Genomic DNA, 15180 nt, shown 5'->3' on the forward strand with positions numbered 1-15180 from the left:
TCACCTCGAAAGAACGATAGCTTTGATATCAAAATATACATTATGATATCGCTTTTCAAGGAGGTGGAATTTGTGGCAGCTGCTTGCCAAAGCTGAAATGCCGGCCTCGCTCGGCGAACCGTTCGAGCGCTGACAAGCGCAGCCGAAGGCAGACTACAAAAAATCGTCCCGTCTGGGCGTGAACGTGTCGATCAGCAATCCCTCCTCAAGCGCCACGACGCCATGGACGAGGTTTGGTGCGACGATGAAGCTGCTGCCGGTGGGCAGCGTGGTAGTTATGCCATCGACCGTCACTTCGAAAACGCCCTTGGCCACGTAGCTGACCTGCGTATGCGGGTGGGAATGCAGTGCGCCGATGGCGCCCTTGTCGAAACTGAAGGCAACGAGCATCAGTTCGGGCCGATGCGAGAGAACGGCGCGGCGGTTGCCGGGGGAGGTTTCCGTCCAGATGAGGTTTTCCGGTAATGTGGTGTGCTCAGGCATTGGTTTCTCCGTCATCGTGCAAGCCATCCGCCATCGACCGGAAGGACAGTGCCGTGCACATAGTCCGAGGCGTGCGAGGCGAGGAAGACGGCGGCTCCAGCCATATCATCCGCCCGCGCCCAGCGCCTGGCCGGAATGCGCTTGAGGATATCGGCATTGCGTTCGGCGTCTGCCCGCAGTGCCGTGGTGTTGTTGGTCTCGACATAGCCGGGGGCGATGGCGTTGACGTTGATGCCATGCACTGCCCATTCATTGGCCATCAATCGCGTCAGCCCGGCAAGGCCGCTTTTTGCGGCGGTATAGGATGCCACCCGAATGCCGCCCTGGAACGACAGGAGGGACGCGATATTGATGATTTTAGCGGGGAGCTTTTGCGCCATTGCCACTCGTGCAAAGGCCTGGCAGAGAAAGAATGCCGATTTGAGATTGGTGTCCATGACGGCGTCCCAATCCTCCTCGGTGAAATCGATCGTATCGGCGCGTCTGATAATTCCCGCATTATTGACCAAAATGTCAGGAGATTGCCGGATGGCGCAGGCATCCGCGATGACGGCGCGCACCTCGTCCATCCTGGAAAGATCGGCCAGAAGCGGGTGAAACGCCCGGCCGGCAGTGGTGACGAGATCAGCGGTCTCGACCATCGGCGAGCGTCCGACGCCGATAATGTCGGCGCCCGCATTGGCTAGGCCCACGGCGATCGCCTGGCCGATGCCTGTGTTTGCGCCGGTGACGATGGCGCAGCGGCCGGAAAGATCGAACGGGTTCATCTCAGGCTTTCCATCGGGACCTTGTCCATGTCGGTAAAGCTCATGTTATCGCCGGCCATCGCCCAGATGAAGGAGTAGCGTCCGGTGCCTGCACCGGAGTGGATGGACCACCCCGGCGACAGCACCGCATCAAGGTTTTTCAGCACGAGGTGGCGCGTTTCATGCGGTTCGCCCATGAAATGGAAGATGCGGGTCGCCTCCTCCATGCCGAAATAGAGATAGACCTCCATGCGCCGGTCATGCACATGCGCGGGCATGGTGTTCCAGACGGAACCGGGCTCGAAGATCGTCAGGCCGACCAGAAGCTGGCAGCTCTCGCAGACGTCCGGATGCACATACTGGTTGATCGTCCGGGCATTGGCCTCTTCGGCCGAGCCGGTACGCACCTTCTTTGCCATGTCGAGCGTGATCAGCATCGTCGGGCAGACGCGGTGTGCCGGCGCACTCAGCAGATAGAATGCGGCGGGGGTATTGGGGTCGTCGCTGCGAAACGATAGCGTCCCCTGCCCCATGCCGACATAGAGCGCGTCCTGAAACCCCAGCGGATACTCGGTACCCCCGGCCGTTACCGTGCCCTTGCCGCCGATGTTGAGAATGGCGGCTTCGCGCCGTTCGAGGAACTGGCTGGTGCCGGTTTCCTTGACTTCGTCGATGACAAGCGTTTGCTCCACAGGCACGATGCCGCCGGCGATCATCCGGTCGAGATGGCTGTAGGTGAGATTGATCTGGCCTTTGGAGAAAAGCCCCTCGATGAGAAAGCCTTCGCGCAGGCCTTTCGTGTCGCGCCGGGCGGTGTCTTCTGGTCCGACGACCTGGCGCACGTTTACGGAAATTGTCACGGCATTTGCCTCTTGGCTTTGAAGGAAAGGGTCAGGTAAGGACGACATATTCGGTGAGCTGGCTGATGCTGGTATCGGCCTTTTGCACATCGAATACCTTGGTCCCGTGGCTCATGATCACGAACCGGTCGCAGACCTGGTAGGCGTGATAGAGATTGTGCGTCACCAGCACGCTCGACACGCCCTCGGCCTTCAGCTTCAGCACCTGCGCCAGAAGGGCCTCGGTTTCGCGCACCGACAAAGCCGAGGTCGGCTCGTCAAGCAGCAGCACCCGCCGCTTGAAGAAGACGGCACGCGCGATGGCGACGGCCTGCTTCTGGCCGCCGGAGAGGTCTCCCACCAGTTTGTCGGGAGAATCAATGCCGGAAATATGGACGGCCTTTTCCAGCACCTCCATGGCAATATCGCGCATCTCCCCCTGTTTCAGGAAGCCGAACGCATTGGTGCGCTCGCGCCCCATGAAGATGTTGCGGGTGATGGAGAGCGAATCCACCAGGGCGGTGTTCTGATAGATCGTTTCGATCCCGGCATCGGCGGAATCGGACCGGCAGGTAAACACCGCCCTTTGGCCGTCGACGCTCAAGTGGCCAGAGGTCGGCTTGTGGATCCCCGATATCAGGTTGACCGTGGTCGATTTGCCGGCGCCGTTATCGCCGAGAAGGCCGACGACTTCGTTGGGGCCGATGTGGAAACTGAGGTCGCGCAGCGCCGTCAATGCGCCAAAGCTCTTGGAGATATTGTGCAGTTCGAGAAGATTGGGTGCGGACATCATGCAGCCCCCCGGCGTTCGATGAGATGGTTGAAGGCGGCCGCGACCACGATCAGCGTGGCGATGAACATGTCGAGATAGAAGCCCGGTGCTCTGAGCAGCAGCAGCACATCGGTGATGGTGTGGATCAGCATGACGCCGAGGAAGATCCCGATGATCGAGCCGCGCCCGCCGCGCAGTGAAAGCCCGCCGATGACGCAGGCGGCAATCGCCTGGAGTTCCAGCCCCGCCCCCTGCCCCGGCTGAACGCTGCCGACGCGCGCCGTGGCGATGATGCCGGCAACAGCCGCCATGCCGCCGGCAATGGCAAAGGCAATCATCTTGACGCGATCGGTGTTGATGCCGATGGCGGTCGCCGCAGCGGGATTGCCGCCGGTCGCAAAGACATGGTTGCCAAACCGGTGACGGTGCAGCAGCAGGTAAAAGCCGATGACGAACAGCACGATCCAGATGAAGGCGGCATTGATGCCGAAGATCGTTCCGGCAAACAGGCTGGTAAAGGCAGGCTCCGGATCGAACCGGACCTGGACGGCGCCATTATAGAGCAGCACCGCACCGCGCCAGAACAGCAGTCCCCCGAGCGTGACGATGAAGGACGGCAGGCCGAAGCGCAGTGTGATCGTACCGTTGAGAAGTCCGATCATCACGCCGAGCAGAATACCGAGCGGCGCTGCAATGAACGCGCTCATGCCGCCATCGACGAGGCTTGCCATCAGGACGGCCGTCAACGTGTAGACCGAGCCGATCGACAGGTCGAATTCACCGGCGATCATCAGGATACCTGCGCCGAGCGCCAGGCAGCCGAGCACCGGAATGGCCTTCATCAGGATCGTCAGGTTCTGCGGCGACAAATAGCGGAAGTCGTCGGGATAGGCGAGCGCGCCAACGATGCAGACGATCTGCAGGGTCGCAAAGACCAGGAGGATGGCTCCGGCCGGCATCGTCATGATCTGCTTCAGCAGCGATTGTTTTTTCGTGCGCGATTTTGGCACGGTACTGTCGGTCATGGCATAGGTCACTGTCATCACTCTGTTCCAGGGATCGCGATGACCTTCCGGTTGGTGGCCGGAAGGTCTCTCAGGCGAAACGCGCTAGCGGTAGCTGCCGATCAGCGGCTTGACCGAGCTGATGCGCGACTTGTCGAGGAAGGCGCCCTGGCCCGTATCGACATCGGTGGGCGTCAGACCATATTTCTTGGCCAGCGCGATCTGGGCGATGGGATAGTAGCCCTGCAGATAGGGCTGCTGGTCCATCGTTGCGAACATGGCGCCAGACTCCACGGCATTGACGATTTCCACCGCCAGATCGAACCCGCCAAAGGGAATATCGATGCCGGCATCCTTGATGGCGCCGGCGCCGACGGTCGAGGTGACCGATCCGGTGCCGAACAGCGCCTTGACGGTGGGATTGGCGATCAGGAACTGGGCAATGATATTCTGGGCCTCGGCGGGATCGAGCCCGGAGCGCACCGTTTCCACCTTGATGCCCTTCTCCTTCATCGCCTTTTCGATGCCGCCGCCACGGGCGACAGCGAATGAGGCTTCTGGAATTTCGCGCGGATTGAAGACGACATCGCCTTCCTTCAGGCCGAACTGCTCGATCATGCGGTTGCCGAGCTCGTAACCGGAGGCGAATTCATCCATGCCGACATAGGCCTGGCGGCAATTGCCCTTGGCGCCATCGAGGTCGTCATTGTTGAAACCGATGACGATGATGCCTGCCTTGACGGCAGCGCAAATGCTGGCGTCAAACGCATCCGACGAGGAAATGGCAACAGCGATGCCATCGACGCCGCTCACTGTGGCGCTTTCGATCAGGTCGTTCTGGCGCACCGGATCGTTGTTGGCATATTGCACGTCGAGATCGACGCCGAACTGGGCAGCGGCATCTTGTGCGCCTTTGACGACCGGGTTAAAGAACTGGACACTCGGATCAAGGTAGATGATCATCGTCGCCTTGACATCGGCCGCCACGGCGGTGGATGTGAAAGCCATAGCTGCGCATGCCGCAAGCATTGCGGTTTTCAGTCTGGTCAATTTCATTTGCGTATCCTCCCTTTGGATGTGCAATCGGGGTCGAAAGACCCATGTCCCGGCTGGCGGGCTCCGACCAAAGATCGCGCCAGCCGGGATACTCCTCCTCTGCCTCAGATGCCGGTGAGCATGCTCACCGGAACCAAGGATCCGGCCGGCCCAAGGTCACGTGAATGCCCTTGAACTGCGAATATTCGTCGAAACCGTAGCGGCCGAGCTCCCGTCCGAGACCACTCTTCTTGTAGCCGCCGATCGGCAATTCAGGCGCACCATCGATGACGCTGTTGATCCAGCAGCGCCCGGCGCGGATACGCCGGATGCTTTGCAGCGCGTTTTCCAGATTGGTGGACCAGACGCTGGCCGACAGGCCGAATTCCGAGGCGTTGGCCAAGGCGACCGCCTCATCGGCCGTCTTGAATGTCAGCGTGGACAGAACCGGACCGAAGATCTCCTCGCGGGCGATCGACATATCGGCCGTGACGCCGGAAAACACGGTCGGCGCATAATAGAGGCCCGAGCCCTCCCCGACCCGCATGCCGCCAAGCAGCAATTCGGCCCCGTCCGCCTGCCCCGCCTCGACATAGGAATGGACCTTGGCGGCATGAGCCTCCGAGATCATCGCACCGATCCTCGTGCGCTCGTTCAGCGGATCACCGAAGGTCACCTTGCGGGAGATGTCGAGCAGGCGCTCCATTAGCGCATCGCGGATGCCCTCTTGAACGAGAAGCCGGCTTCCCGAGATGCAGCATTGGCCGGCATTGTGGTAGACGCCATAGGCGATGCCGTCGGCGGCCGCGTCGAGGTCCGCATCGGCAAAAACGATCTGCGGCCCCTTGCCGCCCAGTTCCAGGCCGACGCGCTTGACGCTGCGGGCGGCGATCTCGCCGAGTTTCGTTCCAACCCTGACCGAGCCGGTGAAGGCGATCATATCGGTGCCCGGATCTTCCGCCAGGATCTGGCCTGCCGGATCGCCATAACCGGTGACGACATTGAAGACGCCGTCAGGAATGCCTGCCTCGCGCGCCAGTTCCGCCATGCGGATCGAGGTGCCGGAGGTGAATTCGGATGGCTTCAGCACCACCGTGCAACCGCCGCCAATCGCCCAGGGCACGCGCTCGGAGGCGATGATGAAGGGAAAGTTCCATGGTGTGATGATGCCGACGACGCCGACCGGCTCCCTCAGCACGAGGCCGAGACGATTGTCGCCGATATTGTTGTGGGTCTGGCCTTCCAGCGCGCGGGCCTGACCGGCCGCATAGGACCAGAGATCGGCACAGAAGGTGATTTCGCCGCGCGCCTGTGCGATCGGCTTTCCAACCTCCAGGCTCTCGATCAGCGCGATCTCTTCGACATTGGCGAGAATAAGCTCGGCGGTCTTGAACATCAGCCGCGACCGCTCGGCACCCGACATGCGCGGCCAGGGACCTGTATCGAAGGCGCGGCGGGCGGCAGCGATGGCGGCGCGGACGTCATCCGCAGACGCGTCAGGCCATGTTCCGACAACGATGCCGGCATGGCCGGGGCTGACGCGATCGATGGTTTTGCCTGACTGCGCATCCACAGACTTGCCATCGACAAGCATCCGGTAGCGGGATTTACTCTGTAGCCGCGGATCACTAGAATCGGGCGCTATGAAATTGTTCTGTATCGTCATCAACCAACCGGGATGTCCGTCCCGGCTCCTCCATTCCGGCCCGGCGTATCGAGCGCCGCGCTTGTGTTACCGCTAATATGTATGGTACTGTATGGTGGTTATAAACGGATGTCAACGAGACAGCGGCGGCGAAAAGCATGAACCTTGAAACATTGAAGATCGAGACCGGGGAAACCACGGCAGCGCAGGTCGAACGCGATCTGCGCGAGGCCATCATCCGGCTGGACCTCGCCCCCGGCTCGCGCCTCTCCGAACAGGAAATCGCGTCCCGTCTCGGCGTGTCGCGGCAGCCGGTCCGCGAAGCGCTGATCGCTCTTGGAAAATCGAAATTGGTGGAGATCCGCCCCAATCGCGGCACGGTGGTCGTCCGGATCTCAGCCCGTCAAATGATGGAAGCCCGTTTCGTGCGCGAGGCGATCGAAGTGGCTGTGGCCCGCCGGGCCAGCGAAAGCTTCGACACATGGACACGCCGGAAGATCGACAGCATCCTGCTGCGCCAGAAGATGGCGGCGACCGATCACGATCATAATGCATTCCGGCGGGAGGATGAGCAGTTTCACATCGCAATCGCGGAAGGTGCAGGCTGCGGTCTCGCCTGGAATGCGATTTCCGATATCAAGGCGCATATGGACAGGGTCTGCAACCTGCAACTTCGCAACCCCACGTCGATGAACAATCTTATCGAGCAGCATGAAAAGATCGTCACCGCGATCGACGCTAGAAACGCCGATGCCGCCGCAGACGCCATGCGGGCACATCTCAACGGCATCTTGAACGACCTGCCGCAGATCGAATCCGATAACCGCGACCTGTTCGAATAGCGGCATTGACCCAGCGGCCATCACGGAATCCAACGCATGCAGCGTGCGCACACGGACTGTCCTTAAAGGTAGGAACCGAACGCCCCACCGCTTCCTGTGACGGCTATACGCGGTACACCATGTCGCCTTGTGGAACAGTTACGCTGCTTTTTTTGCCTTCGCGGATGCCGGCTGGCCTTCCCGGGCCTCCACCAGGGCCATCTCGATGAGATAGCCAAGCATCTGGTCGCCGTTCACTTTGGCGAGAATCTTTGCACTTTCAAGCAGATCGACGATTGTATTTGCCATAATCAACTCCTCTTTCGGATGTTGAAAGCCTGGCCTCGCATCCTTAACGAAACCCTAATGGAGCACCCGTGATTTCCTGCGGTGGATGCACCATTTTTGGGGAGAATGCGGCGCGGCTGGCAAATCTTCCGGACGCGACTTGCCAAGAGATGGGCCTTGACCGGCCGATGGCGGGGCCACCAAACAGCTTTCCTGACCGGACTGGGGCGCTATCCACCCCAGTCCCAATCCGCCCAAGCGATCACCATCGCACGCCCGTCCATTGCAGAGCCGCCTCTGCGGGGCCTAGATCCATATTCCAGCCAGAGCGCAAGCCTACGCAACGCAATACCTCAGTCTTCGGTGGTTGCGTCACCCGCGACTGCCTATTGCATGCTTTGCTGCAAGTCCGCCCCATCGGCAAGAATGGCTGCAGCCTCGTTCAGCAGGACATCCTTGGCATTCTTGCGGGCATTTTCCAGGGCAAGATCGGCGCTAAGGCTACGCTCGTCCGCCTGCAGCCCATCGTCTTCACTCAGGTTGACGCCATCATTGATCTGCGCGCGCGCCTTCGAACGCGCTGCCTGAGCGGCCAGTTCGTTGCGGCGCTCGGTCAGATTGAGCGAGATGAAGCCCTTTTCCCGCTGCGCTTTCAGCTCGTCAATATCCTCCACGAAACGCTGGAAATCCGGGTCGGTTCGCACCCGCTCATCATGGCGGCTTTGCAACTTTGGCAGCAGCGCCGCGTTATTGCCGGAAGGTGCATAGCTGACCGGCTTGATCTGCGTCCATGGCAGCGCGTTGTCGAAGCTCGCTTCACCAAAGCTTTTCAGATCCGAAAGACCCGGCAGGCTGATATCGGGCGTCACCCCACGCAGCTGTGTCGTGCCGCCATTCACCCGGAAAAACTGGGCAATCGTCACTTTCAGCTCGCCAAATTTCGGCTTGCTGTTGCGCGCCGCCTTGTCAAGATTAATCACGGTCTGAACCGTTCCCTTGCCGAAACTCGGTTCGCCGACAATCACGCCACGGCCATAGTCCTGGATGGCTGCGGCAAAGATCTCGGATGCCGATGCCGAGCCGCGATTGATCAGCACACTGACAGGCCCGGTCCAGGCGGGCTTTGACAGATCATCTCTTCCCACCTCGACCCGGCCGTCGGCGCCGCGCTGCTGAACCACCGGCCCTTTGCCGATGAACAGGCCCGTCAATTCGATCGCCTCGCTCAACGACCCGCCGCCATTGTTGCGCAGATCGATGACCACGCCCTCGACGTCGTCCTGCTTCAGTTCACCCAGCAGCTTGGCCACATCGCGGCTTGCACTTCTATACTCCGGATCACCCTTCTGCCGTGCCTCGAAATCCTCGTAAAACACCGGAAGCGTGATCACGCCAATCTTGCGCGTCGCCTCGCCGTCCTTGACGGGCAGGATCGCCTTCCTGGCAGCCTGTTTGTCGAGGCTGATCTTGTCGCGCTTCAGGCTGATGACGCGGTGGCTGGCATCCGGCCCGGCATCCGCCGGCAGGATATCCAACCGGACGACACTATCCTCCTTGCCGCGGATCATCTGTACGACTTCATCCAGGCGCGTGCCCACCACTTCCTTGATCGGACCGTCCTCGCCCTGACCGACACCGGTGATGCGGTCACCGACCATCAGCTTGCCGGACAGCTGCGCCGGGCCGCCCGGCACCAGCTCGCGGATCGTCGTATAGTCGTCGCGCTCTTGCAGGACAGCACCGATACCCACCAGCGACAGCTTCATGGAAATATCGAACTCCGCCGCCGCGCGCGCGCCAAAATAGTCCGTGTGCGGGTCAACCGACGTGGTGTACGCGTCCATGAACGACTGGAACACATCCTCGCTCTTGTACTTGAAGGCGCGCTCGAGGGAGTTCTGGTAGCGTTTGCCAAGCGTATCGCGAATTACCGCATCGGTTTTCCCCGCCAGCTTCAGCCGCAGCCAGTCGCCCTTGACGCGTTTGCGCCAGAGATCATCACTTTCAGCTTCCGTTTGCGGCCAGGGCGCGTCCTCACGCTCCAACGCATAGACTTCCTGCACGCTGAAATCGAAATTTTGCTTCAGCAGATTGCGCGCATAGTCCATCCGTCCGGCCACACGCTGCCCATAGGTGTTGAAGATCGAAAACGGGATCTTCAGATCTTCCCGCTTGATGGCATCATCGATCTTCGTGCTGTCTGCCATAAACGTATCAATATCGGCCTGCAGAAACAGCACCCGGTCCGGATCGAGCGACTTGATGAACCGGTCCATGATCTTCGCCGACAGGGCATCATCAAGCGGAACCGGCTTATACCCATACCGCGACAGAAACTGCGCACTAAAACGGGCAGCCTGCGCCTGCTCTTTCTGCGGCGCCAAAACAGGCGGCGACCCGGCATCCAGCGCGTAAGCCGAGGGCGCGAGAGCCAGGAAAATACAGAGCAAGCCAGATCGTATACGCATTCAGCTATCCAATTTTGAAACGTCGTGTCGTCGGTAACGGAGGTTGGTGGAACAATTACGGCCTTTTAGCAACGAAAGAAACTTTTGCCTCGATGCATCGGTTTAATCGCCGACAACTCTGAAGCGCCGGGCGGGGAGTTTCAACTCACTATACCGTGACGGGGGACACTGGAGGGTTGAGAGCGGCCTCCACAAAGCGAAACGCAAAATCCAATCTAAAAAATAAACCGGTCGTTTGGATAGAATACCGCATAATTAATGAGAACCATAGCCCCGTTCCGAAAGCCCATAGGCATGATTCCATGGATGGTTCTTCAGTGTTCCCCGAGGGTGGAAGCAGTGATTGATGATGCCGTCGTTGAGTTTGTAGACGCGACTTGAGAGCCGGTTTTTCCATGCATGAACTGCCCGATATTTTCTACGGGATTAGGTTCGAGATTTCGGCGGCAAAAGGCAAGGTGGTGATGTTGCGGAGATCAGAAGTTTGTGGGGCATGCGCCACCCTCCCTGATCTCGTATTGGGGTGGCCTGTCCATCGTCGGCGACTACCGGGCCAGAAGACAAAGCCTATATTCGCCAAAATCTTATCGCAAAGAAAGTGCTGCAACCCTTGAAACGAAGCCATCGATTCATATCCGTCGGCTTTTGGAAAGATCTAGATTCAGCTTTAATGAAGATTGTTGATAGAGCCTGGCAGAGGGTAGTTGCAAATTGACATTTACCGCAAGTATAAGGTGGATTATTTCTTGGAGGACGTTCATGCGAAAAAGTTTCAACGAAGCCGCGAGCCAGGTTTTGGGAAGCCGAGCCGCAAAACGGAATAAAGATCGGATGGTCAAAACTTATCCCAAAGAGAACTCCTCCAAGTTGGGCTTTTAATGATGGAGCCAACCGAAACAAAGTCCAAAGCGTCCCAGCACTGGAATACCGTCACAATGGGTCCTATTCCCCGCCGATATTGGCTCTTCCCCGATTGCGTTCGAGCAATTAACAAACGAATTGGCACTGACAGCGCGGCCTGGATGGATGGCCTTATCGACAAGCTGAAAGCGCAACTTGCGGGGAAAATCCTAGAGCGAGGCATCTCGATCGGGTGTGGCGCAGGTGGCAAAGAACTACAATTGATAAAATGCGGGATCGTTGGAGCTTTTGAATTATTTGAGATAAGCGAGCAAAGGGTCGAACAGGGAAAAGCGCTTTTTGCATCATTTGGCTTATCCCATAAAGCCGAATTCAGGACGGACGATGGACTGACTGCGTTAAAATTCTCGGAGCGCTACGACCTCGTTTACTGGGACAGCGCGCTTCACCATATGGATGATACTCGCCATTCAATTGAACTCTCCGTCAATGCTCTCAAACCGGGCGGATATCTCGTAATTAACGAGTATGTCGGACCAAACCGTTTTCAGTGGCGAGACGAGGAGCTGCGCTTCATGGATGCGTTTCGAGCGGCACTACCAGATCGATTCTTCTCCAAGAGTGCAGGCGCTCGGATCGAAGCAACCCGTAAGGTGGTTAAACCTACCATTCAGCAGATGATAGCATTAGATCCGTCTGAAGCACCTGACAGCGAGGCTATCCTGCCGGCGATATACGAGTTACTACCCGACGCTTCAGTTTGGCTTTTGGGAGGCGCTATCTATCATATTGCCCTCAATGACGTCATCGCCAACTTTCAACTTCCCTCCGACGATGCGTTGCTTAAACTGGCTATGTTAACTGACGAAGCCGTGAGTGCCGCAGGCTACAATCATTTTGCAGCTTGCATCTACCAGAAGCCAATTGGTTAAGTTTGCCATGATTTGTGACCGCTCACACGAAACTTACGTTTTGATATAAGTAATGGCCCGAAAACGGCAGGCAGCAGCTCTAGTCATCGTCTTGGCGGGATATCTATGCCATGAACGCGTATCTGACTGAAATATTCCGAAACGCTGCCGACAATGCTCAGCCATCGCAATAATGCATCAGGCAGGGCAGCACATTTCTCAAAAACTCTTGATCCACGCAAACCTCGCCATCCTGGCTTTGCAGAAATCCCGAACTCAATCCGTTGAAATATCTGGCAGGTCAGGCATGAAAACCGATTCTCGAACCGGGCCTTCAAATTCTACGACGTCATCATCGACCACTGCTGCTAAGCTTGGCGACACTGCAGAACCATCCAAACAAAATCGGATCCATGGGGCTATAGGTTCTCATTGATAACGGTTCGTATAAGTGATCTATTTCCCGGACCAAGCGAAAAATCTTCATACTCGCGTGTTAAGTTTGGATTATAAAAACGGTCCTCCAATAGCGTCGCGCCCCACTTTTCAGTGATGAATAACGCCTCCCTTCTGAACCTTTCTGCATTTTCACCACCGACATCCGGCCCCCGTGAAATGCTTTCATGGTGTTGAAGGACTGCCCATGGTGTGAATATTGTCCTCCAGCCGAGCTGGCCCAATTTCAAACACAGATCAACATCGTTGAATGCGACTGCCAAATTCAACTCGTCAAAGCCGCAGACTGAATCGAATTTGCGTTTCTCCACAACCAAACAAGCAGCGGTAACTGCAGTTGTACTCTGCTGGACGATCAGGCGGTTCATGTAGCCAGGGTCATCAAAAGCCGAATTTTTGTGTCCATGTCCCGCTACAGCACCAACTCCACCGACGATGCCAGCGTGCTGCACATGACCGCTCCGGTAAAGCAGCTTCGCACCAACAGCACCAACGTGCGGATCGAGAGCTGTAGATACAAGTTCCGAAAGCCAGCCAGCCTCAATGACTTCTATGTCATTGTTGATGAAGGCTAGCACTGAGCCTGTAGCTACGGCAGCTGCACGGTTATTGAGGCGGGAGAAATTAAAGGCTCCTTCATCTCGGAGAATTGACACGCGGCTTGTTTGACTGATGTCATTAAAGTAAAGAAAACTTCCCTTTTCCACACTTCCATTATCAACCACAGTGATATCAAAATTAGGGTACGTAGTTTTTGTCAAAATGGAGTCGATTGCAGACCTTAGCAAGTCGATCCGGTCTCGGGTTGGAATTATTACTGTAACATGTGGCGGAGTTTTAGGTAGAGGCCATACTAGTCTCGCCGTTCCCACCCCTGTTCCAGATTGCACTACGAGGCGAAGGCCACGATTTCGAATATTGGCAGTCACCGGACCAACAATATCCGATACCTCGTCCGTACCAACGCAATGCCAAAGCGGCAGCGGCACATGTATGATTTTGTCGTCGCTGAACGTGCCCGTAACCCTTAATACGAGATCGAAATCTTCCCTGCCGGGAAACTGGCTTGAATACTTTCCAGCTTCCTTAAATGCATTGTCTGAAAATACCACTGTACGTCCGATGTAGTCGTAGCAATAAGCATAGTCAGTATTCCAGTCCGGCTTAAATCGGGGAGAATGACGGCGGCCGTTTTTATCGAGGAAATCATGATCGCAATAAAGAAGTACAGTAGACTTATGTTTTGATAAGTATCCGGCGAATGTCAAAAGCATATCGTTGGAAAATCTATCCCCCGGCTCAATATGTCCGATAAATTTGGTTTTGAGCGTGTTTGCGCCGTAATTTAAACACGTTCCCCGGTCTGCGTTTCCGGGTACCACATCCACTGTGATCCGGTGGTCCAGACTTTCTTCTCTATGTAACGCGTGCAAAATATCGTGGGATATTTTACTGCTTGCAAGTATCGATAATTTCCAGTCTATGTTTCCGACTTGTGCTTTTAGAGATTGTATTGTCGAAAGTACCATTGCAATATCGGCTTCACCTAGAGGTAATAGCCAACCAAATGAACAGATAGTAGGAGCTGCATTGGCTACTACTGTTTGTTGCTTGGCAAGGTCATGCCCCGCTATCCAACGATCGTATTCATTTAAAGCCGGTTGCTCGATCATCGTAGGAAGCGTTCGAGGCACTATTCGCCCGCCCGTGCCCAAGGTGAAGATTCTTTTTAAGAAATTTAAACCTTCGGGTACTCTGTATGCTCTGCACAGAACTGAAGTTAACGACAGTCTCTTCAAACTAAGCTCGGAAACTTGAAAAGGACCAAATGATTCTAGGGGATCAAACCGGATCGAGAACGTACGCGGTGAGAGCTGGAACGTGGCACGAAAACTGCCGTTGCCCGTGGGAGAAAGATGAATCGTGGAAAACCTTTGCCATCCCGGTTGCGATTCAATATAAATCACCGGCTTAATGAGCTTTCCTGCTGCCTCGATTCGGACAGTAAACTCTATCCATGCCCCCTCCATTTCAGCAAGCTTTGACGGCGGTAGGAACTCTAGCATCATTTGCGGATTGTTCGTTGTCGCAAAAAGGCTATTGTTCTTAATAATAAGGTTCGCAACCGGTTTAATACTGGCAGGAATAGCTGAGCGGAATCGAATGCAGCCTCTTACTTTATGTGCAGAGTACAGCGAAGAAAACCTGCTCTGACTCAATTTAGTTCGGCGGGCGCTCTCGCCAGAAATGCAGGCTCTGATCCTCTGTTCAGCTTTCAACAATTCCCCTGGAAGTTTTGGCATCTGCTGGCGGCGTTTCTTTAAGGCAGTCGGAGTTTGATACCCATTTAGTTTTGCGACTTCCAGGCCCGTGATTTCGGAGGCTACGTAAGGGGCATGTGGCAACTCCGAAAGCCGTTTAAAGATCGCTAGGGCTTGATCTAGCTTGCCAAGGCGTTTTAAAAGATGGCCAAGATGCAGACGAGCGTCTGTACCGGTTCCATCCCAGTATATCGCTGCACGGTAGGATCTCACAGCAGCATGCAAATATCCGGCTTCTTTCAACATATGCCCAATTTGCACGAAAAGCGGCGCGCTTGGTTCGATTGCAGCCGCATTTGCGTACTCATGCGCTGCCGCTTCCCAATCTTGGGCGGCGGCATACGTGTGGGCCTGTTCCATGTGAGCCGAGAAAGATTTTGTGGACTTCAAAGGCTGCAACACCCATCGATGTTAAAATTGAAGAGCTCAAGTTTGGCACCCTTGAGAAGCGGAACAAGTTTTTTCCAAACGTTTGTTGATCGAAACAACTCGCCGTTAACGCTATGAGGATTTGTTGTTGTGGCCAACAT

The 15180-nt window shown here is 56.5% G+C and carries 12 protein-coding genes; 2 read left to right on the forward strand and 10 right to left on the reverse strand.

From position 1 onward, the window contains the following. Positions 1 to 153 precede the first annotated feature (153 nt). The 7 genes from ASD32_RS04035 to ASD32_RS04065 form a co-directional block, all read right to left on the reverse strand. Positions 154 to 483: a cupin domain-containing protein gene (locus ASD32_RS04035; RefSeq protein ID WP_060636616.1), complete on the reverse strand. Its 330-nt coding sequence runs from the start codon at positions 481 to 483 to the stop codon at positions 154 to 156. An 11-nt stretch (positions 484 to 494) separates the two neighbouring features. After that, positions 495 to 1250: a 2-dehydro-3-deoxy-D-gluconate 5-dehydrogenase KduD gene (kduD, locus tag ASD32_RS04040; protein ID WP_060636617.1), complete on the reverse strand. Its 756-nt coding sequence runs from the start codon at positions 1248 to 1250 to the stop codon at positions 495 to 497. Beyond that, positions 1247 to 2089 carry a 5-dehydro-4-deoxy-D-glucuronate isomerase gene (gene kduI / locus ASD32_RS04045; protein WP_060636618.1) on the reverse strand — a complete coding sequence of 281 codons (843 nt, stop codon included), beginning with the start codon at positions 2087 to 2089 and terminating at the stop codon, positions 1247 to 1249. Before kduI ends, kduD begins: the two co-directional genes overlap by 4 nt. A 31-nt stretch (positions 2090 to 2120) precedes the next feature. Continuing rightward, complete coding sequence (locus ASD32_RS04050) at positions 2121 to 2858, reverse strand: ATP-binding cassette domain-containing protein (protein ID WP_060636901.1); 738 nt, start codon at positions 2856 to 2858, stop codon at positions 2121 to 2123. After that, positions 2858 to 3877, reverse strand: coding sequence for an ABC transporter permease (locus tag ASD32_RS04055; RefSeq protein ID WP_200953565.1), 1020 nt, complete (start codon positions 3875 to 3877; stop codon positions 2858 to 2860). Before ASD32_RS04055 ends, ASD32_RS04050 begins: the two co-directional genes overlap by 1 nt. Positions 3878 to 3949: 72 nt before the next feature. Beyond that, positions 3950 to 4900: a substrate-binding domain-containing protein gene (locus ASD32_RS04060; protein ID WP_060636619.1), complete on the reverse strand. Its 951-nt coding sequence runs from the start codon at positions 4898 to 4900 to the stop codon at positions 3950 to 3952. Between the two features lie 124 nt (positions 4901 to 5024). Continuing rightward, positions 5025 to 6539 carry an aldehyde dehydrogenase family protein gene (locus ASD32_RS04065; RefSeq protein ID WP_060636905.1) on the reverse strand — a complete coding sequence of 505 codons (1515 nt, stop codon included), beginning with the start codon at positions 6537 to 6539 and terminating at the stop codon, positions 5025 to 5027. Between the two features lie 143 nt (positions 6540 to 6682). Here ASD32_RS04065 and ASD32_RS04070 point away from each other — a divergent pair, with 143 nt between their 5' ends. Continuing rightward, positions 6683 to 7366 (forward strand): GntR family transcriptional regulator, encoded by a 684-nt coding sequence (locus ASD32_RS04070; protein WP_060636620.1) that lies wholly within the window; start codon positions 6683 to 6685, stop codon positions 7364 to 7366. 138 nt (positions 7367 to 7504) lie between these two features. Here the strand turns inward: ASD32_RS04070 and ASD32_RS29980 are convergent, their stop codons facing one another. Beyond that, positions 7505 to 7654: a hypothetical protein gene (locus tag ASD32_RS29980; protein WP_162252633.1), complete on the reverse strand. Its 150-nt coding sequence runs from the start codon at positions 7652 to 7654 to the stop codon at positions 7505 to 7507. 365 nt (positions 7655 to 8019) lie between these two features. Next, entirely contained in the window at positions 8020 to 10101 is a 2082-nt protein-coding gene (locus tag ASD32_RS04075) for a carboxy terminal-processing peptidase (protein ID WP_060636621.1), read from the reverse strand. 878 nt (positions 10102 to 10979) lie between these two features. On the opposite strand from ASD32_RS04075, the gene ASD32_RS04080 reads away from it, so the two are divergent. Then, the gene (locus ASD32_RS04080) at positions 10980 to 11894 is read left to right on the forward strand and encodes a class I SAM-dependent methyltransferase (protein WP_082546632.1); all 915 of its coding nucleotides are present in this window, start codon (positions 10980 to 10982) and stop codon (positions 11892 to 11894) included. 398 nt (positions 11895 to 12292) lie between these two features. Here ASD32_RS04080 and ASD32_RS28850 read toward each other — a convergent pair whose 3' ends face one another. Further along, the gene (locus ASD32_RS28850; protein WP_162252636.1) at positions 12293 to 15040 is read right to left on the reverse strand and encodes a glycosyltransferase family 2 protein; all 2748 of its coding nucleotides are present in this window, start codon (positions 15038 to 15040) and stop codon (positions 12293 to 12295) included. Between the last annotated feature and the right edge of the window lie 140 nt (positions 15041 to 15180).

Source organism: Rhizobium sp. Root483D2 (assembly GCF_001426685.1).
Taxonomy (GTDB): domain Bacteria; phylum Pseudomonadota; class Alphaproteobacteria; order Rhizobiales; family Rhizobiaceae; genus Pararhizobium; species Pararhizobium qamdonense.